Origin of the sequence: Paenibacillus beijingensis, from assembly GCF_000961095.1 — a bacterium.
GTDB lineage: Bacteria > Bacillota > Bacilli > Paenibacillales > Paenibacillaceae > Paenibacillus_O > Paenibacillus_O beijingensis.
In genome coordinates this window covers 2,769,104-2,792,041 of the sequence record NZ_CP011058.1, presented here as the reverse complement: position 1 = coordinate 2,792,041, position 22,938 = coordinate 2,769,104, and the positions used below count along the sequence as shown (strand labels likewise).

Below are 22,938 nucleotides of genomic sequence, written 5' to 3'. Positions count from 1 at the left end.
ATATATTCGATTGATTCATGATTTATCCGAACTCCCCGTAACAGGGGAACGTATTAAATAACTTCCGGTGCAAGCGATACGATTTTCATGAAATCTCTATCGCGAAGCTCACGAGCGACTGGTCCGAAAATACGGGTACCGCGCGGGCTTTTGTCTTCTTTCACGATTACCGCCGCATTCTCATCGAATGCGATGTAGGAACCGTCTTTACGGCGAACCGAACGCTTCGTACGAACGATAACCGCTTTGACTACGTCACCTTTTTTGACAACGCCACCGGGTGTTGCTTGTTTGACGGAGCAAACGATCAGATCTCCGATGTGGCCGACACGACGTCCCGTACCGCCAAGCACCCGAATGCACATCAGTTCTTTCGCGCCGGAGTTATCGGCAACGGCCAAACGTGTAAATGGTTGAATCATGTTAACGTCCTCCTTTCGGAAAAGGGTTTAGGGCCTATTAAAGGATAATCGCTTCTTCCACGACTTCCACAAGTCTCCAGCGCTTATCTTTCGAAAGCGGGCGGGTCTCCATAATTTTCACGGTGTCGCCGATTTTCGCCGAGTTGTTCTCGTCATGCGCTTTGAATTTCTTCGTGTATTTGATGCGTTTATGGTACAGATCGTGTTTTTTGTACGTTTCGACTGCAACGACGATCGTTTTATCCATTTTGTCGCTAACGACTTTACCGATTTGAACTTTGCGGCTGTTGCGTTCGCTCATGTTCGTCCTCCTTCCTGAAACTTAAACCAGGTTTATATGAATGGAAATGGACTCGCTCTAATTAGCTGCTGATTCCAAGTTCTCTTTCACGCAAAACGGTTTTTGCACGGGCAATTTCCTTGCGGACGTCGCGGATGCGAGTCGGGTTGTCCAATTGGCCAGTGGCCAGTTGGAAGCGAAGGTTAAACAGTTCTTCTTTGAACCCGGCAACTTTTTGTTCAATTTCAGACGAGGTCAGGTTGCGAAATTCACTAGCCTTCATTTGCTTCACCACCCACTTCTTCGCGTTTCACAAACTTCGTTTTGAGCGGGAGCTTGTGGGCTGCAAGGCGCATTGCTTCGCGTGCGATTTCTTCGGAAACGCCGGCAAGCTCGAACAGAACTTTACCCGGTTTCACAACCGCTACCCATTTCTCCACGTTACCTTTACCGCTACCCATCCGGACCTCAAGAGGCTTTTGGGTGATCGGCTTGGAAGGGAAAATCTTGATCCATACTTTACCGCCACGTTTGATGTAACGGGTCATGGCGATACGTGCAGCTTCGATTTGACGGTTCGTAACCCAAGCAGGCTCAGTAGCCTGGAGGCCGAATTCACCGAAGTGAACTTCCGTGCCGCCTTTTGCGCGGCCTTTCATGTGACCGCGTTGCTCTTTGCGGTGTTTGACGCGTTTAGGTACCAACATGATTAGTTGCCTCCTTCCTGGGGAGCTGCTTTCTTCTTCGACGGAAGGATTTCACCGCGGTAGATCCATACTTTTACGCCGATACGGCCGTAAGTCGTATGTGCTTCAGCTGTGCCGTAGTCGATGTCGGCGCGCAGCGTATGAAGCGGAACGGTTCCTTCACTGTAGCCTTCCGTACGTGCGATCTCGGCGCCGCCAAGACGTCCGCTAACGGAAGTTTTGATTCCTTTTGCGCCAGCGCGCATGGAGCGTTGGATTGCTTGTTTCATTGCGCGACGGAACGAAACGCGGCGCTCCAGTTGTTGTGCGATGCTTTCAGCCACGAGAATGGCGTCCAGATCGGCTTGTTTAATTTCAGAGATGTTGATATGAACTTTCTTGCCGTTCGTGATTTTAGCCAGTTCCGTGCGCAGGTTTTCCACTTCGGATCCGCCTTTGCCGATAACCATACCCGGCTTCGCCGTGTTGATCGTCACGTTTACGCGGTTAGCCGCACGCTCGATCTCGATGTGGGAAACTGCCGCATCTTTCAGCTTGTTCTTCAGGTATTCACGAATTTTAACGTCTTCCAGCAAAAGAGTACCGAAATCTTTGCCGGCGTACCATTTGGATTCCCAATCCCGGATGATCCCAATACGGAGACCGACCGGATTTACCTTTTGACCCACTCGTTATCCCTCCTTATTTCTCGGATACCACCAATGTAATGTGGCTGGTTCGTTTGTTGATACGGCTTGCACGTCCCATAGCGCGGGGACGGAAACGTTTCATTGTCGGCCCTTGGTTTACGTAAACCTGGGAAACGACCAGATTGTTAACGTCGAGCTGGTAGTTATGCTCAGCGTTTGCCAATGCGGAGTTCAGCAGCTTCTCAACGATCGGGGAAGCGGCTTTCGGCGTATGACGCAGAATCGCGATCGCCTCGCCTACTTGCTTGCCGCGGATCAAGTCAACCACGAGCTGAGCTTTGCGGGGAGCGATGCGAACATTATTGGCGCTTGCTTTAGCTTCTGCCATGAAAAGAACCTCCTCTCATTCAACATGAAATCAGAAGGGCAAATTAACGTTTGCCCGTTTTTTTGTCGTCGTCATGGCCTTTGTACGTGCGAGTCGGCGCAAATTCGCCGAGCTTGTGGCCGACCATATCTTCCGTAACATAAACCGGCACGTGTTTGCGTCCGTCATAAACGGCAAGCGTGTGACCGATGAATTGCGGGAAGATGGTGGAACGGCGGGACCAAGTTTTGATCACGACTTTTTTGTTCGTTTCGTTCAAATCTTCCACTTTCTTGAGCAGGTAGCCGTCGATAAACGGTCCCTTTTTCAAACTGCGACCCATTAGGTGATCCTCCCTTCATGGAACGTGACGTAACTGTCCGTTACGCTGCTGCGATCAAGCGGTTATTATTTCGTGCGGCGACGAATAATATATTGGCTCGATGCTTTTTTCTTCTTGCGCGTTTTGTAACCCAGGGTAGGTTTGCCCCAAGGAGACATAGGCGATTTGCGTCCGATTGGAGCGCGTCCTTCACCACCGCCGTGCGGGTGATCGTTCGGGTTCATCACGACGCCGCGAACTTCAGGACGTTTGCCGAGCCAACGGGAACGGCCTGCTTTACCGATCTTCACGAGCTCGTGGTCTTCGTTACCAACGGAGCCGATTGTAGCGCGGCAAGTTTTCAGAATGCGGCGAACTTCGCCGGACGTCAGGCGGATAACCGCATAAGCGTCTTCTTTACCGAGAAGCTGGGCTTCCGTACCGGCTGCGCGAACGAGCTGGCCGCCTTTACCCGGTTTCATCTCGATGTTGTGGATCAGCGTACCAACCGGAATGTTCTCCAGCGGAAGCGCGTTACCCACTTTAATGTCTGCCTCAGGTCCCGAAACGACTTGGTCGCCAACTTTCAGACCTTTTGGAGCGATGATGTAGCTTTTTTCGCCGTCAACATAGTGGATCAGCGCGATGTTCGAGGTACGGTTCGGATCGTATTCGATCGTTGCAACGCGTCCTACAACGCCGTCCTTGTTGCGTTTGAAGTCGATGATGCGGTATTTACGCTTATGTCCGCCGCCATGGTGGCGAACCGTAATTTTACCTTGGTTGTTGCGGCCTGCTTTTTTGTAAAGCGGCGCCAGCAGCGATTTCTCCGGTGTGCTTGTCGTGATCTCTTCGAAAGTCGAGACGGACATGGCGCGACGGGCCGGGGATGTCGGTTTGTACTTCTTGATTGGCACTTCGTTTCCCTCCTTACTTCGTTAATTATACCGATTCAAAAAACTCAAGCTCTTTGCTGTCAGCGCTGAGCGTTACGAATGCTTTCTTCCACTCGGACGTGTATCCGGAGTGACGGCCGTACCGTTTCGGTTTAGCCGGCATGCGCGAGGTGTTGACGTTTGTTACTTTTACTTTGAAAATCTGCTCGATTGCAGATTTGATTTCCGTTTTGTTAGCGCGAAGGTCAACTTCGAAAACGTAGCGTTTGTTAGCCATCAGCTCGCTCGTTTCTTCCGTAATAACCGGGCGCTTGATAATATCGCGAGGATCTTTCATTATGCAAGCACCTCCTGTACTTTAAGGGCTGCTTCTTTGGTGATGATCAGCTGATCATGCGCCAGAACGTCCAGAACATTGATACCGTCTGCAGCGACGAATTTCACGCCGGGAATGTTCCGTGCGGAAAGAGCGACGTTGTTCTCGTATTCAGCCGTTACGACAAGCGCTTTGCGGCCGACTTTGAGGTTGTTCAGAATCGCTGCGAATTCTTTCGTTTTCGGAGCACCGAATGCCAGTTGGTCCAGAACGATGATTCCGTTGTCGATCACCTTGGAAGATAAAGCGGATTTGATCGCCAGACGACGAACTTTCTTAGGAAGTTTGAAGCCGTACGAACGTGGAGTCGGTCCGAATACGGTACCGCCGCCAACCCATTGCGGGGAGCGGATGCTGCCTTGACGAGCACGACCCGTTCCTTTTTGTTTCCACGGTTTGCGTCCGCCGCCGCGAACTTCGGAGCGGCCTTTCGTTTTGTGCGTGCCGGCACGCTCAGCAGCTTGCTGAAGCAGTACCGCGCTGTGCAGAACATGAACGTTCGGCTGGATGCCGAATACGGATTCGGACAATTCCACTTCGCCCACTTGGGAGCCGCTTACGTTGAACACTGCTACTTTAGGCATTGCTTGTTCCTCCTTTCTTTAAACGATTATTTTTTCACCGTTTGTTTAATTTTCACGAAGCTGTTTTTAGGACCCGGAATGGAACCTTTAACAAGCAGTACGTTGCGCTCTGCATCGATACGAACGATTTCGAGCTTTTGGATCGTGACCGTTTCATGACCCATGTGGCCCGGCAGATGTTTGCCTTTCGGTACGCGGTTCGCCTGGATGGAACCCATGGAACCCGGACCGCGGTGGTAACGCGAACCGTGAGCCATCGGACCGCGGCTTTGGCCCCAACGTTTGATAACGCCTTGGAACCCTTTACCTTTAGAAATACCCGTTACGTCAACGAATTCGCCTTCTGCGAACAAATCAGCCTTAATTTCTTGGCCAACTTCATATTCGCCGAGATTAATGCCGCGAATTTCACGAACGTAGCGCTTAGGAGTCGAGTTAGCTTTCTTCGCATGACCGATTTCCGGCTTCGTCGCCCGTTTTTCTTTCTTATCGGAGAAACCAAGCTGAACGGCTTCGTATCCGTCGTTGTCTTGGTCTTTCTTTTGCAGAACGACGCAAGGACCCGCTTCGATAACCGTTACCGGCACTACGTTGCCCTCAGCGGTAAAAACTTGAGTCATTCCGAGCTTTTTCCCTAAGATACCTTTCATGTTGACACCTCTTTTCCTTTTCCCTTATCAGTTGCGTGTATAACTACAGTTTAATTTCGATATCTACACCGGACGGCAGATCCAGACGCATCAGCGCATCAACCGTTTGCGGAGTCGGGTTCACAATGTCGATCAAGCGTTTGTGTGTACGCATTTCGAATTGCTCACGCGAATCTTTGTACTTGTGTACCGCACGCAGAATGGTGATGACTTGCTTTTCCGTCGGAAGCGGAATCGGCCCGGAAACGCCTGCCCCGGAACGTTTTGCAGTTTCAACGATTTTCTCTGCGGATTGATCAAGAACGCGGTGATCGTATGCTTTCAAGCGGATACGAATTTTTTGCTTTGCCATATAAGTCCCTCCTTTTATCGCCCAATTTAGTATCGGACATACTCCGCGAGAATGACCCGACACATGCCCCATGGCAAAGGAGCCGGGTGTGTCAGCAACCTCTCACATCATCGCAACGTCACAGACCAACAGACACTATTATAGCGAAATAGGCGAATGATTGCAACAAAAAAGTTCTTTTGGGGCATAATAAATCAAACTGCCAAACATTATGGTCCCAAAATGAAGCTTTTCACTTTGCGTCATCAACGCTTTTAACGCACAAAGACGATCATACCATACTTCGCGGGTAAATTGCACCCTTGAATTCAAACCGATTATAGGCCGTTATCAATTGCCTGTTCTTAATGACAGCTCTCCATGAAGAATTATTGCTTTTATAATAGAAGAAACACGATTTTCGGTTAGTCGAATGCCCAATCGAACCGTGCCTTTCCATGCTTTGTTTTCTCCATAATCGATGTCTATTGCACTCTATCATTATTAATATACGAAAAAAAGCCCTCACCGGAGTGAGGGCTTTCGCAGTTAGCGCGGCTGGTGCCGCACAAACTTATTTTTGGATCGTAGCAACGGCGCCAGCGCCTACAGTACGGCCGCCTTCGCGGATAGCGAAGCGCGTACCTTCTTCGATCGCGATTGGGTTGATCAGTTCAACCGTAACCGTGATGTTGTCGCCAGGCATTACCATCTCGCTGCCTTCTGGCAGGTTGATGATACCCGTAACGTCAGTTGTACGGAAGTAGAACTGAGGACGGTATCCTGTGAAGAAAGGCTTGTGACGGCCACCCTCTTCTTTAGTCAGGACGTAGATTTGAGCCGTGAAGTTCGTATGCGGTTTAACCGAACCCGGTTTCGACAGAACTTGGCCACGCTCAATGTCTTTACGGTCAACACCACGAAGCAGTGCGCCGATGTTGTCGCCTGCTTGAGCGGAGTCAAGCAGTTTACGGAACATTTCAACGCCCGTAACGACGGATTTGCGAGTTTCTTCAGCGATACCGACGATTTCAACCTCGTCGCCCACTTTAACTACGCCACGCTCTACACGGCCCGTAGCAACGGTACCGCGACCCGTGATCGTGAACACGTCCTCAACCGGCATCAGGAAAGGTTTGTCCGTGTCGCGTTCCGGAGTTGGGATGTAAGTGTCAACTTGCTCGAAGAGCTCGATGATTTTTTCAGCCCAAGGACCTTCTGGGTTTTGCAGAGCTTCACGAGCAGCACCGCGGATGATCGGAGTGTCGTCGCCCGGGAACTCGTATTCGTTCAGCAGGTCGCGAACTTCCATTTCAACCAGTTCAAGCAGCTCTTCGTCTTCAACCATGTCGCATTTGTTCAGGAATACGACGATGTAAGGAACGCCTACTTGGCGGGAGAGCAGGATGTGCTCGCGCGTTTGCGGCATCGGGCCGTCAGCAGCGGATACAACGAGGATCGCGCCGTCCATTTGTGCAGCACCGGTAATCATGTTTTTAACATAGTCGGCGTGACCTGGGCAGTCAACGTGAGCGTAGTGACGGTTAGGAGTCTCGTACTCAACGTGTGCAGTGGAGATCGTGATACCGCGCTCGCGCTCTTCCGGAGCTTTGTCGATTTGGTCAAATGCGATAGCCGCGCCGCCGTACTTTTTGGAAAGTACAGTCGTGATAGCAGCAGTCAGAGTCGTTTTACCATGGTCGACGTGACCGATCGTTCCGATGTTAACGTGCGGTTTATTACGTTCAAATTTAGCTTTAGCCATTGAACTGATTCCTCCTTAATATATGGGAAGTTGTATGTGATGTTCCGGGAAAGCGCTGTGCTTCCGCTGCAGACTCTCCCGGTCCAAGGAAACCTTGAATCGCTTACTCGCCTTTGTTCTTGGAAACGATCTCTTCTTGGATCGATTTCGGAACTTCCTCGTAGTGGGAAAGCTCCATCGAGAAGACACCGCGACCTTGAGTACCGGAACGAAGCGTTGTGGAGTAACCGAACATTTCAGCCAGAGGCACCTTCGCACGAATGATTTGCGCGCCTGCGCGCGTATCCATACCTTCGATGCGGCCGCGGCGGGAGTTCAGCATACCCATAACGTCGCCCATGTACTCTTCAGGAACCGTAACTTCAACTTTCATGATCGGCTCAAGAATAACAGGCTTACATTTGTCCTTGGCTGCTTTAAGCGCCATGGAACCCGCGATTTTAAACGCCATCTCCGAGGAGTCGACGTCATGGTAAGATCCGTCAAAGATCGTCGCTTTAATATCAACGAGCGGGAATCCGGCGAGAACGCCGTTTTTCATCGACTCTTCGATACCAGCTTGTACCGGCCCGATATACTCACGCGGTACGACACCGCCGACGATTTTGTTTTCGAAAACAAAGCCCGCTCCGGCCTCTTGCGGCTCGAATTTAATCCAGACGTGACCGTATTGACCACGACCGCCGGACTGACGAACGAACTTGCCTTCGACATCAGCAGCTGCACGGAACGTTTCACGGTAAGCAACTTGAGGCTTACCAACGTTTGTTTCGACTTTGAATTCGCGAAGCATACGGTCAACGAGGATTTCAAGGTGAAGCTCACCCATACCCGCGATGATCGTTTGTCCGGTTTCTTCGTCGGTGTGCGCACGGAAAGTCGGATCCTCTTCGGCAAGCTTCTGCAGCGCGACACCCATCTTGTCTTGGTCGGCCTTTGTTTTCGGCTCAACGGCAAGCTGGATAACCGGCTCAGGGAAGTTCATCGACTCAAGGATAACCGCATTCTTCTCGTCACAGAGCGTGTCGCCGGTCGTCGTATCTTTGAGGCCTACCGCAGCGGCGATATCGCCGGAGTAAACCACGCTGATTTCTTGACGGCTGTTCGCATGCATCTGCAGAATACGGCCGATCCGCTCGCGCTTGCCCTTCGTGGCGTTCAGAACGTACGAACCGGAGTTCAGGACGCCGGAGTAAACGCGGAAGAAGGTCAATTTGCCGACAAACGGGTCGGTCATAATTTTGAACGCAAGCGCTGCAAACGGTTGATCGTCGGAAGATTTGCGGACCGTTTCCGTTCCGTCTTCAAGGGTTCCCTTGATATCCGGTACGTCAATCGGAGCCGGCAGGTAATCCACGACGGCGTCAAGCATCATTTGAACGCCTTTGTTACGGTAGGAGGAGCCTGCGATAACCGGGAAGATCTTCACTTCGCAAACGCCTTTGCGCAGCGCCGCTTTCAGTTCCGGAACGGTGAGTTCTTCGCCTTCCAGATACTTCATCATGAGCTCTTCGTCCAGTTCGGCAACTTTCTCTACCAGTTCCGTACGGAGTTCTTCAACCTGATCGGCAAGGTCGGCCGGAATTTCGACTTGCTCCGGCTCTTTGCCCAGGTCGTCTTTGTACTTGTATGCGACGCGCTCGACGATGTCAACGACGCCTACGAAATCGTTCTCGGCGCCGATAGGCAGCTGAATCGCAACCGCGTTGGCTTGCAGACGCTCACGCATGTCTTTGACAACGTTGAGGAAGTCCGCGCCAATGATGTCCATCTTGTTGACGTAAGCAATACGAGGCACGCCGTAACGGTCAGCCTGACGCCATACGGTTTCGGACTGAGGTTCGACGCCTTCCTTCGCACTGAAAACCCCTACTGCCCCGTCCAATACGCGCAGGGAGCGTTCAACTTCAACGGTGAAGTCAACGTGCCCCGGGGTGTCGATAATATTGATGCGGTGACCCTTCCACTGAGCGGTCGTCGCGGCAGACGTAATCGTAATGCCGCGCTCCTGCTCTTGTTCCATCCAGTCCATCGTCGCAGCGCCTTCATGCACCTCGCCGATTTTGTGGGTACGGCCCGTGTAGAACAGAATCCGTTCCGTAGTGGTCGTTTTACCGGCGTCAATATGCGCCATGATCCCGATGTTACGCGTATCTTTCAAGGAGAACTCTCTTGCCATGGAATTGTCTCCCTTCGAATTTAACTTGCGTAGTTTCTACCAGCGGTAGTGAGCAAACGCTTTGTTTGCTTCCGCCATTTTGTGCGTGTCTTCACGTTTCTTAACGGAAGCACCGGTGTTGTTGGAAGCATCCAGAATTTCAGCAGCCAGACGCTCTTCCATCGTTTTCTCACCGCGGTTGCGCGAATAGTTCACGAGCCAACGGAGACCAAGCGACGTACGGCGCTCCGGTTTTACTTCGATCGGAACCTGGTAATTCGCTCCGCCTACACGACGAGCTTTAACTTCCAGCACAGGCATGATGTTTTTCAGAGCCGCATCAAAAACTTCCATTGGATCTTTGCCGGAACGTTCTTGAATCAGTTTGAATGCATCGTACAACAGCGTTTGAGCAACGCCGCGTTTGCCGTCGATCATAATACGATTGATGAGGCGGGTAACCAGTTTGCTATTGTAAACCGGATCCGGCAGCACATCGCGTTTCGTTACAGGACCTTTGCGAGGCATGTGCAGTGTCCCCCTTTCTGTTATATTAAATGTTCGTTATCCGTTCAAGGGATTTACGATTTTTTAACTTTCGGACGTTTCGCACCATATTTGGAACGAGCTTGTTTCCGGTTGTTAACACCAGCGGTATCCAAAGCGCCGCGAACGATGTGATAACGTACACCCGGAAGGTCTTTTACCCGGCCGCCGCGGATCAACACCACGCTGTGCTCCTGCAAGTTGTGACCGATACCCGGGATGTAAGCCGTAACCTCTACGCGGTTCGTCAGACGTACACGCGCATATTTACGAAGTGCGGAGTTCGGTTTTTTCGGAGTCATCGTACCTACACGAGTGCAGACACCGCGTTTTTGAGGAGCGCTGATGTCGGTTGCCTCACGTTTCAGGGCGTTGAAACCTTTTTGCAAAGCTGGCGATTTCGATTTGACCACTTTAGCCTGACGGCCTTTGCGGACCAATTGGTTAATTGTTGGCATGTTGCCACCCCCTTCCCTTACGAATAAAACCAAACGTTCTGCCTGAATTGTTAAGCCCACAGATCCAGGCGGTTCATAAAGAAGCAAACAAAAATTTCTGCCAGTCAACCTTATTCAAGGAAAGCCGACAAAAACGAACGTTTCTTATTCCTCTTCAGGCACCACTGCCGCCATTGCGGCTCCGATGTCGATACCGCATGTTTCCCCGAGGTTCAACATGGTGTCATACCACGTGATCGGAACCCCTTCACGTTCACACAGCTGGACCAACTTGGTTATCATCCGCGGATCTGCATCGCGGGCGGCATAGACGCAGGTCGCTTTGCGCTGCTCGACCATCTTCGTCGTCTGCTTCGTGCCGATCTTGTATGGCATGGAATCACCATCCTTATACAAGCACAGAGATACCTTCAAGGCATACTTCGATATAGTAGCACTAGACTCCTATCTCTGTCAAGAAGCGTTTATCATTTTTCCTGCACCTTTATTTCCGGCAGAGGAGCCGCTTGCCAACGGCTAAAGCGGCTCCTCTGCCTTCATGGAAACGAAAGGTTAACGGTTAGATCTGCGCTAACGCTTAAGACTCGACAGGTACGGACATCTCTTCGTCTTCAAACTCAACTTCAGCTACAACTTCCTCTTCTTCCATTCCTTTGAACCGGATGCTGCGGTAGCGGTTCATACCGGTCCCGGCCGGGATGAGCTTGCCGATAATGACATTCTCTTTGAGGCCCAGCAGTTGGTCGACTTTGCCTTTGATGGCGGCGTCGGTCAGCACGCGCGTCGTTTCCTGGAAGGATGCGGCCGACAGGAAGGAGTCGGTCTCCAAGGATGCTTTTGTAATACCAAGCAGCACCGGTTTGGCTACAGCCGGTTCCTTGCCTGACAAAATAACGTCGCGGTTAGCCGCTTCGTATTCATGCGTATCGACGAATGCGCCCGGAAGCAGCGTCGTGTCTCCCGCATCGACGATGCGGATTTTGCGAAGCATCTGCTTGATCATGACTTCTACGTGCTTGTCGTTGATTTCTACGCCCTGGTTCCGATAAACGCGCTGAACTTCCTGCAGGATATAGTTTTGCACGCCGCGGATACCTTTGATGCGCAGCATCTCTTTCGGGTCGATGGAACCGTCGGTCAACTCGTCGCCCGCTTCAAGATGCTGGCCTTCGGTAACACGGATACGGGAACCAAACGTGACGGAATATACTTTCGATTCCGCTTCGCCTTGAACTTCGATTTCGCGGCGGTCTTTCGTCTCGCGGATGCTCTTCACGACACCGTCAAGCTCGGTAATAATCGCTTGACCTTTCGGATTGCGTGCCTCGAACAGTTCCTGAATACGCGGAAGACCTTGCGTAATGTCGTCGCCGGCAACGCCGCCGGTATGGAACGTACGCATCGTCAGCTGGGTTCCTGGTTCTCCGATCGATTGAGCGGCGATAATGCCGACCGCTTCCCCAATTTCGACGTGTTTACCGGTTGCCAGGTTCCGACCGTAACAAATTTTACATACGCCGTGACGGGCGCGGCAGCTCAGTACGGAACGAATTTGCAGTGTCTCGATGCCAGCGTCGATAATGGCGTCAGCTTTGCTCGAGTCGATCAGTTCGTTGCGGTTGACGATAATTTCGCCCGTTTGCGGATGACGGATCGTCTCGAACGAATAACGTCCTTCCAGACGATCGTACAGATCCTCGATGACTTCTTTGCCGTCTTGAATTTTGCTGACGGTAAAGCCTTTGTCGGTTCTGCAGTCGTCCTCGCGCACGATGACATCCTGCGCGACGTCTACGAGACGGCGGGTCAAGTAACCGGAGTCGGCGGTCCGAAGAGCCGTATCGGCCAGACCTTTCCGCGCGCCGTGCGTCGAAATGAAGTATTCCAAGACCGTCAGACCTTCACGGAAGTTCGATTTGATCGGCAACTCGATAATACGTCCCGACGGGTTGGCCATCAGACCCCGCATACCGCCCAGCTGGGTGATCTGCGATTTGTTACCCCGCGCCTTAGAGTCTACCATGAGCATGATGGAATTGTAGCGGTCCATCGATTTCATGAGGATATCGGTAATTTTGTCTTTCGATTTACTCCAAATCTCGATAATCCGGTCGTACCGCTCTTCGTTCGTGATAAGGCCGCGGCGGTACTGATTCATAACGACTTTGACCTTCTCTTCCGATTCTTTCAGCAGTTCCACTTTCTCCGGCGGTACGACAACGTCAGAAACCGCAATCGTAATCCCCGCACGGGTCGAGTAGGTGAATCCGAGCTGCTTGATCTTATCGAGAATTATCGACGTCTGGGTTGTATGATACTGGCGGAAGCACTCAGCGATAACGTATCCAAGGTACTCTTTGCCTATCGCACCCATTTGCGGTACGTTATCCATAAACTCGCCCAGATTGGTACCTTTTTCGTACACAAAATATTTATCCGGTGTTCCATGAAGCAGGTTCGCTTTGGTTGCTTCATTGATGTACGGGAACGTGTCCGGGAAAATTTCGTTAAAGATTACTTTACCGACGGTCGTCGAAATGAGCGACTTCTGCTGTTCTTCCGTAAACGTCTTTTTGTTCAGCACGTGCGCCGGAATAAAGATACGCGCGTGCAGGGAGACAACACCGCGCTGGTAAGACGAAATCGCTTCGTTTACCGTTGCGAAGACGGAGCCGCTGCCTTTCGCTTCTTTGTTGTCCATCGTCAGGTAGAAGCTTCCCAGAACCATATCCTGAGAAGGCGTAACGACCGGCTTGCCGTCTTTCGGGTTCAAAATGTTGCCCGAAGCGAGCATAAGCAAGCGCGCTTCCGCCTGCGCTTCCGCCGACAGCGGAACGTGAACGGCCATCTGGTCACCGTCGAAGTCCGCGTTATAAGCAGTACAAACGAGCGGATGCAGCTTGATGGCGCGGCCTTCGACAAGGATCGGCTCGAACGCCTGAATGCCGAGACGGTGAAGCGTGGGGGCACGGTTCAACAGAACCGGATGCTCCTTGATCACTTCTTCAAGAACGTCCCATACTTCCGGGCTGACACGTTCCACTTTGCGCTTCGCGCTCTTAATGTTATGGGCAAGACCTTTGTTCACCAGTTCTTTCATGACGAAAGGCTTGAACAGCTCCAGCGCCATTTCTTTCGGCAGACCGCACTGATACATCTTCAGGCTCGGTCCGACGACGATAACGGAACGCCCGGAATAGTCGACCCGCTTACCGAGCAGGTTCTGACGGAACCGTCCCTGTTTACCTTTCAGCATATGGCTGAGCGATTTCAGCGGACGGTTGCCGGGACCCGTAACCGGGCGGCCGCGGCGGCCGTTGTCGATCAGGGCGTCAACCGCTTCCTGCAGCATCCGCTTTTCGTTCTGCACGATAATGTCCGGCGCGCCCAGATCAAGCAGGCGCTTCAGACGGTTGTTCCGGTTGATGACGCGGCGGTACAGGTCGTTAAGGTCGGACGTTGCGAAACGTCCGCCGTCAAGCTGCACCATCGGACGAAGCTCCGGAGGAATAACCGGAAGCACGTCGAGAATCATCCACTCCGGCTCGTTGCCGGAGTTGCGGAACGCCTCGATGACTTCGAGACGCTTGATCGCCCGGTTGCGGCGCTGGCCTTGAGCCGTGCGCAAATCTTCCTTCAGCGTGTCGAGCTCTTTCTCCACGTCGATATCCTGCAGAAGCTTCTTGACGGCTTCCGCACCCATGCCCGCTTGGAACCCGTAGCCATACTTCTCGCGGTAGCTGCGGTATTCTTTCTCGGAGAGCAGCTGTTTTTTCTCCAGCGGCGTCTCACCAGGGTCGGTTACGACATAAGATGCAAAATAAATGATCTCTTCCAGCGAACGGGGCGACATATCAAGCGCCAGCCCCATCCGGCTCGGAATGCCTTTAAAGTACCAGATATGCGATACGGGAGCGGCCAATTCGATATGGCCCATCCGTTCACGGCGCACTTTCGCGCGGGTTACTTCGACGCCGCAGCGGTCGCAGACGACGCCTTTGTACCGAACCCGTTTGTATTTGCCGCAATGACATTCCCAGTCCTTGGTCGGCCCGAATATTTTCTCGCAGAAGAGCCCTTCTTTCTCGGGTTTCAGCGTCCGGTAGTTAATCGTTTCCGGCTTCTTAACTTCTCCGCGGGACCACGAACGGATTTTATCCGGGGAGGCAAGGCCTATTTTCATGTACTCGAAGTTGTTCACGTCCAACAAGGAGCAACCCTCCTTCGTCAAATATGGCTTATTCGACGCCGACTTCGGCGCCTTCCAGGTTCAGGTTCAACTTGTCGCCCGCACCGTCTTCTTCATCGTCGATTTCTTTCATTTCGATCTCTTCTTCGTCTTCAGTCAAAATCTTGACGTCCATGCCAAGGCTCTGCAGCTCTTTGATCAGAACCTTGAACGATTCCGGAACGCCCGGCTCCGGCACGTTCTCGCCTTTAACGATAGACTCGTACGTTTTGACGCGGCCGACCACATCGTCGGACTTCACGGTCAAAATCTCTTGCAGCGTATATGCGGCGCCGTATGCTTCCAGCGCCCACACTTCCATCTCCCCGAAACGCTGGCCGCCGAACTGAGCTTTACCGCCCAGAGGCTGCTGCGTAACGAGCGAGTACGGACCGGTGGAACGCGCATGGATTTTATCGTCGACCATGTGCGCCAGCTTGATCATATACATGACGCCGACCGTAACTTCACGTTCGAACTCTTCGCCCGTACGGCCGTCGTAAAGCACCGTTTTACCGTTGCGCTGCATGCCCGCTTCCACGATCGTATCAAACACGTCGTCTTCGCGCGCGCCGTCGAATACCGGCGTTGCCGCATGGATGCCGAGCAGCTTGCACGCCATGCCAAGGTGAACCTCGAATGCCTGACCGATGTTCATCCGCGACGGAACGCCAAGCGGGTTCAGCACGACTTCAACCGGCGTGCCGTCCGGCAGGAACGGCATATCTTCTTCCGGCAAGATGCGGGCGATAACCCCTTTGTTGCCGTGGCGTCCGGCCATCTTGTCGCCTTCGGAGATTTTACGCTTCTGGGCGATGTACGCACGCACCAGCTGGTTCACGCCCGGCGGCAGCTCGTCGCCGTTCTCGCGGGTGAACACTTTCACGTCGACAACGATGCCGTCGGTGCCGTGAGGAACGCGCAGGCTCGTGTCGCGCACTTCGCGCGCCTTCTCGCCGAAGATTGCGTGCAGCAGCCGCTCTTCCGCCGTCAGCTCCGTTACGCCTTTCGGCGTCACTTTGCCGACGAGAATGTCGCCTGCGCTAATTTCCGCGCCGACGCGGATAATGCCGCGCTCGTCAAGATTTTTGAGCGCTTCTTCCCCAACGTTCGGGATGTCGCGCGTAATTTCTTCCGGTCCAAGCTTCGTATCGCGCGCTTCGGATTCGTACTCCTCGATATGAATCGACGTGTACACATCTTCCTTCACGAGCTTCTCGCTCAGCAGGATGGCATCCTCGTAGTTGTAGCCTTCCCACGTCATGAACGCGACGACAACGTTGCGTCCGAGCGCGAGTTCGCCTTGTTCCGTCGACGGACCATCGGCAAGAATGTCGCCTTTTTTGACGACGTCGCCTTTGCGGGCAAGCGGACGCTGGTTGATGCATGTGCCTTGGTTGGAGCGCATAAACTTGTGCAGCTTATGCTTCACCAGATCGCCGGTCACCTGCTTGCCGTCGACCGTCTCAACGCGGCGCAGCCAAATTTCGTTCGCGGTCGAGCGCTCGATGATGCCGTCGTATTTGGACACGATACATACGCCGGAGTCTTTGGCCGCTTTATGCTCCATCCCCGTTCCGACAAGCGGAGCTTTCGGAATGAGGAGCGGAACCGCCTGCCGCTGCATGTTCGATCCCATGAGGGCACGGTTGGAGTCGTCATTTTCAAGGAACGGAATGAGCGCCGTCGCCACCGACACAACCTGCTTCGGCGAAACGTCCATGTAATCGACGCGGTCGGAAGGCATCGTCAGAATGTTGTCCGCCTGTTTGTTGTAACGGACAATCTGCGATTCCTCCGCAAACTTGCCTTCTTCATTGATGACCGCGTTCGCCTGGGCGACGACGTAGTTGTCTTCTTCATCGGCAGTCAAATACGCGATTTGCTGCGAGACAACGCCGGTCTTAGGATCGACCCAGCGGTATGGCGCTTCGATAAACCCGTACTCGTTAATACGTGCGAACGTCGAGAGGGAGTTGATCAAGCCGATGTTCGGTCCCTCAGGCGTCTCGATCGGACACATCCGGCCGTAATGGGACGGATGGACGTCGCGGACTTCAAAGCCTGCGCGCTCACGCGTCAGACCGCCCGGTCCGAGAGCGGACAGACGGCGCTTATGCGTCAGCTCGGCAAGCGGGTTCGTTTGGTCCATGAACTGCGACAGCTGCGACGAACCGAAAAACTCTTTAATCGACGCAATAACGGGACGAATATTGATCAGAGCCTGCGGCGTAATCGCGTTGGCGTCCTGAATCGACATCCGCTCGCGCACAACCCGTTCCATACGGGAAAGTCCGATCCGGAACTGGTTTTGCAGCAGCTCGCCCACCGAACGCAGACGGCGGTTGCCGAGGTGGTCGATATCGTCCGTGCTTCCGACGCCATGCAGCAGATTGATAAAGTAATTGATGGAAGCGATAATATCTGCCGGCGTAATATGTTTAACGGTCTTGTCAATCAAGCCGTTCGAAATCACTTTAATAATTTTTCCATCTTCAATCGGCGAGAATACGTTGATCGCCTGAAGAGGAATACTATCCGCATCCAACACGCCGTTAGCGGTATGGTACGTTTTGAACCCGAGGTTGTTCTCCAGGTAAGGCAGAATATCGTCAAGCAGACGGCGGTCGATCATCTGACCGGCTTCCGCGATGATTTCGCCCGTTGTCGGATCGACAAGCGTTTCGGCGAGCCGCTGGTTGAACAGACGGTTCTTAATGTGAAGCTTCTTGTTAATTTTGTAGCGGCCTACATTCGCAAGATCGTAGCGCTTCGGATCGAAAAAGCGCGCCACAAGCAGACTCTTCGCGTTGTCCAATGTCGGAGGCTCGCCCGGACGGAGGCGCTCGTAAATTTCGATCAGCGCTTTCTCCGTCGAATCCGTGTTGTCTTTGTCCAGCGTATTCCGGATATATTCATCGTTGCCGAGCAGATCCAGAATCTCGGCATCGGTGCCGAATCCGAGCGCACGCAGAAGCACCGTGACCGGAATTTTCCGAGTACGATCGATCCGGACATAAATGATGTCCTTGGCATCCGTTTCAAGCTCCAGCCACGCGCCCCGGTTCGGGATCACGGTAGCCGTGTACGTACGTTTGCCGTTCTTGTCGACTTTCGTGCTGAAATAAACACTGGGAGAGCGGACCAATTGGCTGACGATAACCCGTTCGGCGCCGTTAATAATAAACGTGCCGGTCTCCGTCATCAGCGGAAAATCGCCCATGAACACTTCCTGTTCCTTTACTTCGCCCGTCTCCTTATTAAGAAGACGCACTTTAACGCGAAGCGGAGCAGCGTACGTAACGTCGCGTTCCTTCGAATCGTCAACCGAATATTTCGGTTCACCCAAACTATAATCAATGAACTCCAACGAAAGATTTCCCGTAAAGTCTTGAATTGGCGAAATGTCCTGGAACAATTCGAGCAAATCGTTGTCCAGAAACTTTTCATAAGACTTTTGTTGGATTTCAATCAGGTTCGGGACCTCGAGCACTTCGTCGATACGATTGTAACTTCTCCGTGTGCGTCGACCATACTGAACAAGTTGTCCTGCCAACTTAACCTCACCCCTCATGTGTGCTTCACAGCTTGATAAGTTTTCCCAACCGAAACCGCGGTATGGAACTATCATAACTTCATTTGACGCCAGACAAAGATTCATTCCGCTAGGGCTGAACCCATTGTCCAATGTGGCAAATAAAGAAAAGCCCTTATCGAATAGTTCGAAAAAAGAGCGCGTTTCCGACCTGAAACCGCAATACACCGCACGGGAGGCATCGGTCTCCTATCATGTAATTTTACCTAAAACGTAAACATTATACGTCAAACGGCAATTCTTTATTCATCCCGTACCAAAAAATCGCGCTTGACACTTTAACCAACTGAAGACATTGAGCCTATTTTAAGGCTGACATTTTATAATGATACCACAACAACAATTTCGAGTCAATGATCTAATTGATGCCCCCAGCGATTCTTTTTGCCTACTGCCCATCGGCATTCCGGCCGAATTTGCGGACTCGTATTCTCACGAGACGATGGTTTTTCAAGAGACGATCTCGCAACCGCGCCGCTTTCCATCGCGAATCCGGCTGCCGATTTCGCGATCGTATTCACGTTACGGCAGCCTGACACTTACGACTCCATCGTCTTTACTGCCTTCAAGATCCGGTAGCCTTTATCTTTCCCGATTTCTTCGACCGTTCCAAACACGGCTTCCAGCTTCGCCTCGGCCGAAGGCGCCCCTTGCTTTTTCTGAATGACGACCCACATGCTGCCGCCTGGTCGCAGAAGGTCATACCCTTCTTCAAAGATGCGATGCACAACCGCCTTGCCCGCACGAATCGGCGGATTTGTCAGAATGACATCGAACTGCTGTCCGCGGACCGCTTCATAGAGATCGCTCTGCCTGACCGTCACATTGTCGATGCCGTTGCGCTTCGCATTGCCCGCAGCGAGCTCAATCGCCCGCTCATTAATATCGATACAGGTGACATGTCCTTCAGGCACAAGCCGGGCGGCTGTAAGACCGATCGGACCATAGCCGCAGCCGACATCGAGCACGCGGTCTGCAGGGTCCAGAACAAGCCGCTCGATCAACGCCCGGCTCCCGTAATCGATGCCGCTTTTGGAAAAAACGCCCGCGTCCGTTTCAAATTTCAACGTCATATCGCGCAGCACGGTCTCATGAATTTTGCGGTCGTGACTCGTCTGCGGCGTGCGCGAATAGTAGTGGTCGGACATCCGTGAGCCTCCTTTACGTTTATTGCAAACGCTGGTAACAGATTGTCAGATTAGGATTCCCTAAACAAAGCCGTTACATTTCAATCGGTTCCATTATACAACAAACCCCCTGAAGCGATACGCTTCAAGGGGTTTGGAACGATCAGAAAGAAACTTACTTCACTTCTACGGAAGCGCCTGCTTCTTCCAGCTTAGCTTTGATCGCTTCAGCTTCTTCTTTAGCGATTTTTTCTTTCAGTGCTTTCGGAGCGTTGTCAACAACTTCTTTCGCTTCTTTCAGGCCAAGACCTGTGATTTCGCGAACAACTTTGATAACGTTGATTTTGGAAGCGCCAGCGCTCGTCAAAATAACGTCGAATTCAGTTTGCTCAGCAGCTTCAGCAGCGCCGCCGCCAGCAGCTACAACAGTCGGTGCAGCAGCCGTTACGCCGAATTCTTCTTCAATTGCTTTAACCAGGTCGTTCAGTTCCAGAACCGTCATGCCTTTAATGGCTTCCAAGATTTGCTCGTTGCTCATGGTTAAACCTCCATAATATCTAATTTTTTTGGTTGTTTTGTTTGCGGCCTATGAGGCCAGATCACTTATACCTCCGCCTTACTTAAGCGGAAGAGAGGACGAAATGAATCTTAAGCTTCTTGTTCTTTCTTCTCCGAAACGGCTTTAACCGCAAGCGCGAAGTTGCGCACTGGCGCTTGAAGCACGCTGAGGAGCATGGAAAGCAAGCCTTCGCGGGACGGCAGAGCCGCCAGCGCTTTGATTTGTTCCACATCAACGACGCGGCCTTCAACGACGCCGCCTTTAACTTTCAGCGCTTCGTTTTTCTTTGCGAAATCGCTCAGAATTTTGGCCGGAGCTACAACGTCCTCGCCGCCGAATGCAATTGCCGTCGGGCCTGTCAGAACGGAATCAAGCTCCGTCAGTTCCGCTTCAGCCGTTGCGCGGCGAACGAGCGTGTTTTTCAACACTTGAAAATCAATACCCGCTTCACGCAGCTGTTTGCGAAGCTCGGTTACTTGAGCAACGTTCAAACCGCGGTAGTCGGCTACAACCGTGCAGGAGCTTCCGCGAAGTTTCGAGGAAATCTCGGAAACGGCTTGTTGTTTTGATTCAATGATTTTTGCGTTTGCCAAACTGTACACCTCCCGTACTTATTTCAATGCATCCCTTGCTGGCTCCCTTTTCCATCGGTGCATGAGAAAAGGCCTCCGCGACATTAGCGAAGGCCATGATGGTCCGTTCCACTTGCGAAAGTCCGAAAACCCGCAGCTTCAAACGTTTATCATAACACCTCGGTAGGAAATTAAGCCTCTTCAGGCACCTACTGTCTACGGTATGCGTATGCGAATGTCAGTTCCGCTAAAGATTAACGGAATGCTGCTGTGTTCACACGGGCGCCAGGTCCCATTGTGGACGATACAGCGATGTTTTTCAGGTAAACCCCTTTGGCAGCAGCCGGTTTTGCACGGTTCAGCGCTTCGATCAGAACACGAAGATTCTCAGTGAGTTTCTCCGCATCGAACGATGCTTTACCGATCGGCGCATGGATTTGACCTGCACGATCAAGGCGGTACTCGATTTTACCGGCTTTAATCTCTTGCACGGCTTTCGTAACGTCAAACGTTACGGTGCCTGCTTTCGGGTTCGGCATAAGGCCTTTACCGCCGAGAATCCGGCCGAGTTTACCGACTTCAGCCATCATGTCCGGCGTAGCTACGCAGACATCGAAGTCGAACCAACCTTGTTGGATTTTGTTGATCATGTCTGCATCGCCGACAAAATCAGCGCCTGCAGCTTCCGCTTCCTTCGCTTTTTCGCCTTTGGCGAACACGAGGACGCGTTTCGTTTTACCAGTACCGTGCGGGAGTACAACGACACCGCGCACCGCTTGGTCTTGTTTCCGCGGGTCTACGCCCAGACGGACGGCAACTTCAATGGACTCATCGAACTTAGCCGTTGCTGCTTTTTTGACAAGCTCAATCGCTTGGGCAGCGTCATAAGTCACTTCGCTGTCGATCAGCTTCGCAGCTTCTTGGTACTTCTTGCCGTGTTTAGCCATGTTTATTCTCCTCCTTTGTGGTTATAACGGAACACCTTTCTAAAGGTATCCTCCCACTGCAGAACAAAATCATTCCGCATTGGCAGGCAACGCCCTCAGGCGTGCCTTAATAAAACGTGTTGCACATTAGTCGACGATGGTAACGCCCATGCTGCGAGCGGTGCCTTCGATCATGCGCATTGCCGCTTCAACGGAAGCCGCATTGAGATCTTGCATTTTTTGCTCCGCGATTTCGCGCACTTTCGTACGGTTAACGGAAGCGACTTTCTTCTTGTTCGGTTCGCCGGAACCTTTTTCGATTCCTGCAGCCACACGCAGCAGAACTGCCGCCGGAGGCGTTTTCGTCTCGAACGTGAAGGAACGGTCTTCAAATACGGTGATGACAACCGGAATAATCAAGCCTGCTTGATCGGCGGTACGGGCGTTGAATTCTTTACAGAAAGCCATGATGTTAACGCCTGCTTGACCGAGTGCTGGACCGATTGGCGGCGCCGGGTTCGCTTTGCCTGCAGGAACCTGCAGTTTGACCATTTTAATGACCTTTTTTGCCATGATATACACCTCCTATCCCGAAGTTCACTTAAGCGGAAGAACGCTGGCGTTCTACGCCCCGCCGGAGGCACCGGCGCATCCGGAAACCGGATTGTTATATCTTTTCCACCTGAGTGTAATCCAGCTCAAGCGGGGTTTCCCTGCCGAACATGTTAACATGCACCTTCAGCTTGCTTTTGTCGAGCAAAATCTCTTCGATCGTACCGACAAAATTAGCAAAAGGACCTACTTTGACGCGAACGGATTCCTTCAGTTCGAAGTCCATCTGCGGCTTCGGTTCCTCCATGCCCATATGTTTGAGGATCTGCTCCACTTCATCGGGCAGCAGCGGTACCGGCTTCGATCCGGATCCGGTCGATCCGACAAATCCGGTTACGCCGGGCGTATTGCGAACAACATACCAGGAGTCGTCCGTTTGAATCATTTCCACAAGAACGTAGCCGGGGTAAACTTTACGCATGACGGTTTTTTTCTTCCCGTCTTTGTTCACCACTTCTTCTTCCATCGGAACGAGCACGCGGAAAATTTTATCCTCCATGCCCATCGACTCAACTCGGCGCTCAAGGTTGGCTTTCACCTTGTTCTCATAGCCGGAGTAAGTATGAACAACATACCATCTTTTTTCCATCCCAATCCACCTTTGGACCCTTCTTAAACAATCAGTTCAACCAATGACGAGATCCCGATGTCAAGAAGCCAAAAGTAAATCGTCACAAACACGATCGTAAACAGTACGACGATCGTATAGCTTGTCAACTCTTTACGGTTTGGCCAGCGGACCTTCTTCAGTTCCGCCCAGCTGTCGGCAAAAAAACTAAACGTCGATCCGAAGCTTTGCTTCATTTTCGCCAAGAACGACACTTCCAT

The 22,938-nt window shown here is 52.2% G+C and carries 26 protein-coding genes and 1 other annotated feature; all 26 genes read right to left on the bottom strand.

The window, feature by feature from the left end:
• Nucleotides 1-53 precede the first annotated feature (53 nt).
• The 26 genes from rplN to secE all read right to left on the bottom strand — a co-directional run bounded on the left by rplN (nucleotide 54) and on the right by secE (nucleotide 22,932).
• Nucleotides 54-422, bottom strand: coding sequence for a 50S ribosomal protein L14 (gene rplN / locus VN24_RS12690; protein WP_045670713.1), 369 nt, complete (start codon nucleotides 420-422; stop codon nucleotides 54-56).
• Between the two features lie 37 nt (nucleotides 423-459).
• Nucleotides 460-723 (bottom strand): 30S ribosomal protein S17, encoded by a 264-nt coding sequence (rpsQ, locus tag VN24_RS12685; protein ID WP_045670712.1) that lies wholly within the window; start codon nucleotides 721-723, stop codon nucleotides 460-462.
• Between the two features lie 61 nt (nucleotides 724-784).
• Nucleotides 785-985, bottom strand: coding sequence for a 50S ribosomal protein L29 (gene rpmC / locus VN24_RS12680; protein ID WP_045670711.1), 201 nt, complete (start codon nucleotides 983-985; stop codon nucleotides 785-787).
• Nucleotides 975-1,409: a 50S ribosomal protein L16 gene (rplP, locus tag VN24_RS12675; protein WP_045670710.1), complete on the bottom strand. Its 435-nt coding sequence runs from the start codon at nucleotides 1,407-1,409 to the stop codon at nucleotides 975-977. The genes rpmC and rplP overlap by 11 nt, the downstream gene beginning before the upstream one ends.
• Before the next feature lie 2 nt (nucleotides 1,410-1,411).
• Nucleotides 1,412-2,077: a 30S ribosomal protein S3 gene (rpsC, locus tag VN24_RS12670; RefSeq protein ID WP_045670709.1), complete on the bottom strand. Its 666-nt coding sequence runs from the start codon at nucleotides 2,075-2,077 to the stop codon at nucleotides 1,412-1,414.
• A gap of 13 nt (nucleotides 2,078-2,090) precedes the next feature.
• Nucleotides 2,091-2,426: a 50S ribosomal protein L22 gene (rplV, locus tag VN24_RS12665; protein WP_045670708.1), complete on the bottom strand. Its 336-nt coding sequence runs from the start codon at nucleotides 2,424-2,426 to the stop codon at nucleotides 2,091-2,093.
• Between the two features lie 43 nt (nucleotides 2,427-2,469).
• Nucleotides 2,470-2,748 carry a 30S ribosomal protein S19 gene (rpsS, locus tag VN24_RS12660; RefSeq protein ID WP_045670707.1) on the bottom strand — a complete coding sequence of 93 codons (279 nt, stop codon included), beginning with the start codon at nucleotides 2,746-2,748 and terminating at the stop codon, nucleotides 2,470-2,472.
• Between the two features lie 65 nt (nucleotides 2,749-2,813).
• Nucleotides 2,814-3,644, bottom strand: coding sequence for a 50S ribosomal protein L2 (gene rplB / locus VN24_RS12655; RefSeq protein WP_045670706.1), 831 nt, complete (start codon nucleotides 3,642-3,644; stop codon nucleotides 2,814-2,816).
• 25 nt (nucleotides 3,645-3,669) lie between these two features.
• The gene (gene rplW, locus VN24_RS12650) at nucleotides 3,670-3,960 is read right to left on the bottom strand and encodes a 50S ribosomal protein L23 (RefSeq protein WP_045670705.1); all 291 of its coding nucleotides are present in this window, start codon (nucleotides 3,958-3,960) and stop codon (nucleotides 3,670-3,672) included.
• Nucleotides 3,960-4,583: a 50S ribosomal protein L4 gene (gene rplD, locus VN24_RS12645; protein ID WP_045670704.1), complete on the bottom strand. Its 624-nt coding sequence runs from the start codon at nucleotides 4,581-4,583 to the stop codon at nucleotides 3,960-3,962. Before rplD ends, rplW begins: the two co-directional genes overlap by 1 nt.
• 26 nt (nucleotides 4,584-4,609) lie before the next feature.
• The gene (gene rplC, locus VN24_RS12640; protein WP_045670703.1) at nucleotides 4,610-5,233 is read right to left on the bottom strand and encodes a 50S ribosomal protein L3; all 624 of its coding nucleotides are present in this window, start codon (nucleotides 5,231-5,233) and stop codon (nucleotides 4,610-4,612) included.
• Between the two features lie 43 nt (nucleotides 5,234-5,276).
• Nucleotides 5,277-5,585 carry a 30S ribosomal protein S10 gene (gene rpsJ / locus VN24_RS12635; RefSeq protein ID WP_009589214.1) on the bottom strand — a complete coding sequence of 103 codons (309 nt, stop codon included), beginning with the start codon at nucleotides 5,583-5,585 and terminating at the stop codon, nucleotides 5,277-5,279.
• A 553-nt stretch (nucleotides 5,586-6,138) separates the two neighbouring features.
• On the bottom strand, nucleotides 6,139-7,329 hold the full coding sequence (tuf, locus tag VN24_RS12630; protein WP_045670702.1) for an elongation factor Tu: 1,191 nt from the start codon (nucleotides 7,327-7,329) through the stop codon (nucleotides 6,139-6,141).
• A gap of 103 nt (nucleotides 7,330-7,432) precedes the next feature.
• Nucleotides 7,433-9,508: an elongation factor G gene (gene fusA, locus VN24_RS12625; protein ID WP_045670701.1), complete on the bottom strand. Its 2,076-nt coding sequence runs from the start codon at nucleotides 9,506-9,508 to the stop codon at nucleotides 7,433-7,435.
• A gap of 36 nt (nucleotides 9,509-9,544) precedes the next feature.
• Nucleotides 9,545-10,015: a 30S ribosomal protein S7 gene (gene rpsG, locus VN24_RS12620; RefSeq protein ID WP_045670700.1), complete on the bottom strand. Its 471-nt coding sequence runs from the start codon at nucleotides 10,013-10,015 to the stop codon at nucleotides 9,545-9,547.
• Between the two features lie 53 nt (nucleotides 10,016-10,068).
• Nucleotides 10,069-10,491, bottom strand: coding sequence for a 30S ribosomal protein S12 (gene rpsL / locus VN24_RS12615; protein ID WP_045670699.1), 423 nt, complete (start codon nucleotides 10,489-10,491; stop codon nucleotides 10,069-10,071).
• A gap of 144 nt (nucleotides 10,492-10,635) precedes the next feature.
• Complete coding sequence (locus tag VN24_RS12610; protein ID WP_045670698.1) at nucleotides 10,636-10,866, bottom strand: ribosomal L7Ae/L30e/S12e/Gadd45 family protein; 231 nt, start codon at nucleotides 10,864-10,866, stop codon at nucleotides 10,636-10,638.
• Between the two features lie 202 nt (nucleotides 10,867-11,068).
• Entirely contained in the window at nucleotides 11,069-14,701 is a 3,633-nt protein-coding gene (gene rpoC / locus VN24_RS12605; RefSeq protein ID WP_045670697.1) for a DNA-directed RNA polymerase subunit beta', read from the bottom strand.
• A gap of 28 nt (nucleotides 14,702-14,729) precedes the next feature.
• Complete coding sequence (gene rpoB, locus VN24_RS12600) at nucleotides 14,730-18,293, bottom strand: DNA-directed RNA polymerase subunit beta (RefSeq protein ID WP_193790113.1); 3,564 nt, start codon at nucleotides 18,291-18,293, stop codon at nucleotides 14,730-14,732.
• A gap of 560 nt (nucleotides 18,294-18,853) precedes the next feature.
• The gene (locus VN24_RS12595; RefSeq protein WP_045670695.1) at nucleotides 18,854-19,462 is read right to left on the bottom strand and encodes a class I SAM-dependent methyltransferase; all 609 of its coding nucleotides are present in this window, start codon (nucleotides 19,460-19,462) and stop codon (nucleotides 18,854-18,856) included.
• 154 nt (nucleotides 19,463-19,616) lie between these two features.
• On the bottom strand, nucleotides 19,617-19,979 hold the full coding sequence (gene rplL, locus VN24_RS12590) for a 50S ribosomal protein L7/L12 (protein ID WP_045670694.1): 363 nt from the start codon (nucleotides 19,977-19,979) through the stop codon (nucleotides 19,617-19,619).
• Between the two features lie 110 nt (nucleotides 19,980-20,089).
• A complete protein-coding gene (gene rplJ, locus VN24_RS12585) occupies nucleotides 20,090-20,593 on the bottom strand; it encodes a 50S ribosomal protein L10 (RefSeq protein ID WP_045670693.1) in 504 nt (167 codons plus the stop codon).
• 55 nt (nucleotides 20,594-20,648) lie between these two features.
• Nucleotides 20,649-20,812: a sequence feature (ribosomal protein L10 leader region), on the bottom strand.
• Between the two features lie 14 nt (nucleotides 20,813-20,826).
• Nucleotides 20,827-21,519, bottom strand: coding sequence for a 50S ribosomal protein L1 (gene rplA / locus VN24_RS12580; protein WP_045670692.1), 693 nt, complete (start codon nucleotides 21,517-21,519; stop codon nucleotides 20,827-20,829).
• Nucleotides 21,520-21,645: 126 nt separating this feature from the next.
• Entirely contained in the window at nucleotides 21,646-22,071 is a 426-nt protein-coding gene (gene rplK / locus VN24_RS12575; RefSeq protein WP_045670691.1) for a 50S ribosomal protein L11, read from the bottom strand.
• A 94-nt stretch (nucleotides 22,072-22,165) separates the two neighbouring features.
• The gene (gene nusG / locus VN24_RS12570) at nucleotides 22,166-22,699 is read right to left on the bottom strand and encodes a transcription termination/antitermination protein NusG (protein ID WP_045670690.1); all 534 of its coding nucleotides are present in this window, start codon (nucleotides 22,697-22,699) and stop codon (nucleotides 22,166-22,168) included.
• Between the two features lie 23 nt (nucleotides 22,700-22,722).
• Complete coding sequence (gene secE / locus VN24_RS12565; RefSeq protein ID WP_045670689.1) at nucleotides 22,723-22,932, bottom strand: preprotein translocase subunit SecE; 210 nt, start codon at nucleotides 22,930-22,932, stop codon at nucleotides 22,723-22,725.
• Nucleotides 22,933-22,938: the final 6 nt, after the last annotated feature.

Excerpts from the sequence above, each read along its gene's own strand:
- rplN (WP_045670713.1), bottom strand. The coding sequence starts at position 422 with ATGATTCAACCATTTACACGTTTGGCCGTTGCCGATAACTCCGGCGCG.
- rpsQ (WP_045670712.1), bottom strand. The coding sequence starts at position 723 with ATGAGCGAACGCAACAGCCGCAAAGTTCAAATCGGTAAAGTCGTTAGC.
- rpmC (WP_045670711.1), bottom strand. The coding sequence starts at position 985 with ATGAAGGCTAGTGAATTTCGCAACCTGACCTCGTCTGAAATTGAACAA.
- rplP (WP_045670710.1), bottom strand. The coding sequence starts at position 1,409 with ATGTTGGTACCTAAACGCGTCAAACACCGCAAAGAGCAACGCGGTCAC.
- rplV (WP_045670708.1), bottom strand. The coding sequence starts at position 2,426 with ATGGCAGAAGCTAAAGCAAGCGCCAATAATGTTCGCATCGCTCCCCGC.
- rpsS (WP_045670707.1), bottom strand. The coding sequence starts at position 2,748 with ATGGGTCGCAGTTTGAAAAAGGGACCGTTTATCGACGGCTACCTGCTC.
- rplW (WP_045670705.1), bottom strand. The coding sequence starts at position 3,960 with ATGAAAGATCCTCGCGATATTATCAAGCGCCCGGTTATTACGGAAGAA.
- rplD (WP_045670704.1), bottom strand. The coding sequence starts at position 4,583 with ATGCCTAAAGTAGCAGTGTTCAACGTAAGCGGCTCCCAAGTGGGCGAA.
- rplC (WP_045670703.1), bottom strand. The coding sequence starts at position 5,233 with ATGAAAGGTATCTTAGGGAAAAAGCTCGGAATGACTCAAGTTTTTACC.
- rpsJ (WP_009589214.1), bottom strand. The coding sequence starts at position 5,585 with ATGGCAAAGCAAAAAATTCGTATCCGCTTGAAAGCATACGATCACCGC.
- tuf (WP_045670702.1), bottom strand. The coding sequence starts at position 7,329 with ATGGCTAAAGCTAAATTTGAACGTAATAAACCGCACGTTAACATCGGA.
- fusA (WP_045670701.1), bottom strand. The coding sequence starts at position 9,508 with ATGGCAAGAGAGTTCTCCTTGAAAGATACGCGTAACATCGGGATCATG.
- rpsG (WP_045670700.1), bottom strand. The coding sequence starts at position 10,015 with ATGCCTCGCAAAGGTCCTGTAACGAAACGCGATGTGCTGCCGGATCCG.
- rpsL (WP_045670699.1), bottom strand. The coding sequence starts at position 10,491 with ATGCCAACAATTAACCAATTGGTCCGCAAAGGCCGTCAGGCTAAAGTG.
- VN24_RS12610 (WP_045670698.1), bottom strand. The coding sequence starts at position 10,866 with ATGCCATACAAGATCGGCACGAAGCAGACGACGAAGATGGTCGAGCAG.
- rpoB (WP_193790113.1), bottom strand. The coding sequence starts at position 18,293 with ATGAGGGGTGAGGTTAAGTTGGCAGGACAACTTGTTCAGTATGGTCGA.
- VN24_RS12595 (WP_045670695.1), bottom strand. The coding sequence starts at position 19,462 with ATGTCCGACCACTACTATTCGCGCACGCCGCAGACGAGTCACGACCGC.
- rplL (WP_045670694.1), bottom strand. The coding sequence starts at position 19,979 with ATGAGCAACGAGCAAATCTTGGAAGCCATTAAAGGCATGACGGTTCTG.
- rplA (WP_045670692.1), bottom strand. The coding sequence starts at position 21,519 with ATGGCTAAACACGGCAAGAAGTACCAAGAAGCTGCGAAGCTGATCGAC.
- rplK (WP_045670691.1), bottom strand. The coding sequence starts at position 22,071 with ATGGCAAAAAAGGTCATTAAAATGGTCAAACTGCAGGTTCCTGCAGGC.
- nusG (WP_045670690.1), bottom strand. The coding sequence starts at position 22,699 with ATGGAAAAAAGATGGTATGTTGTTCATACTTACTCCGGCTATGAGAAC.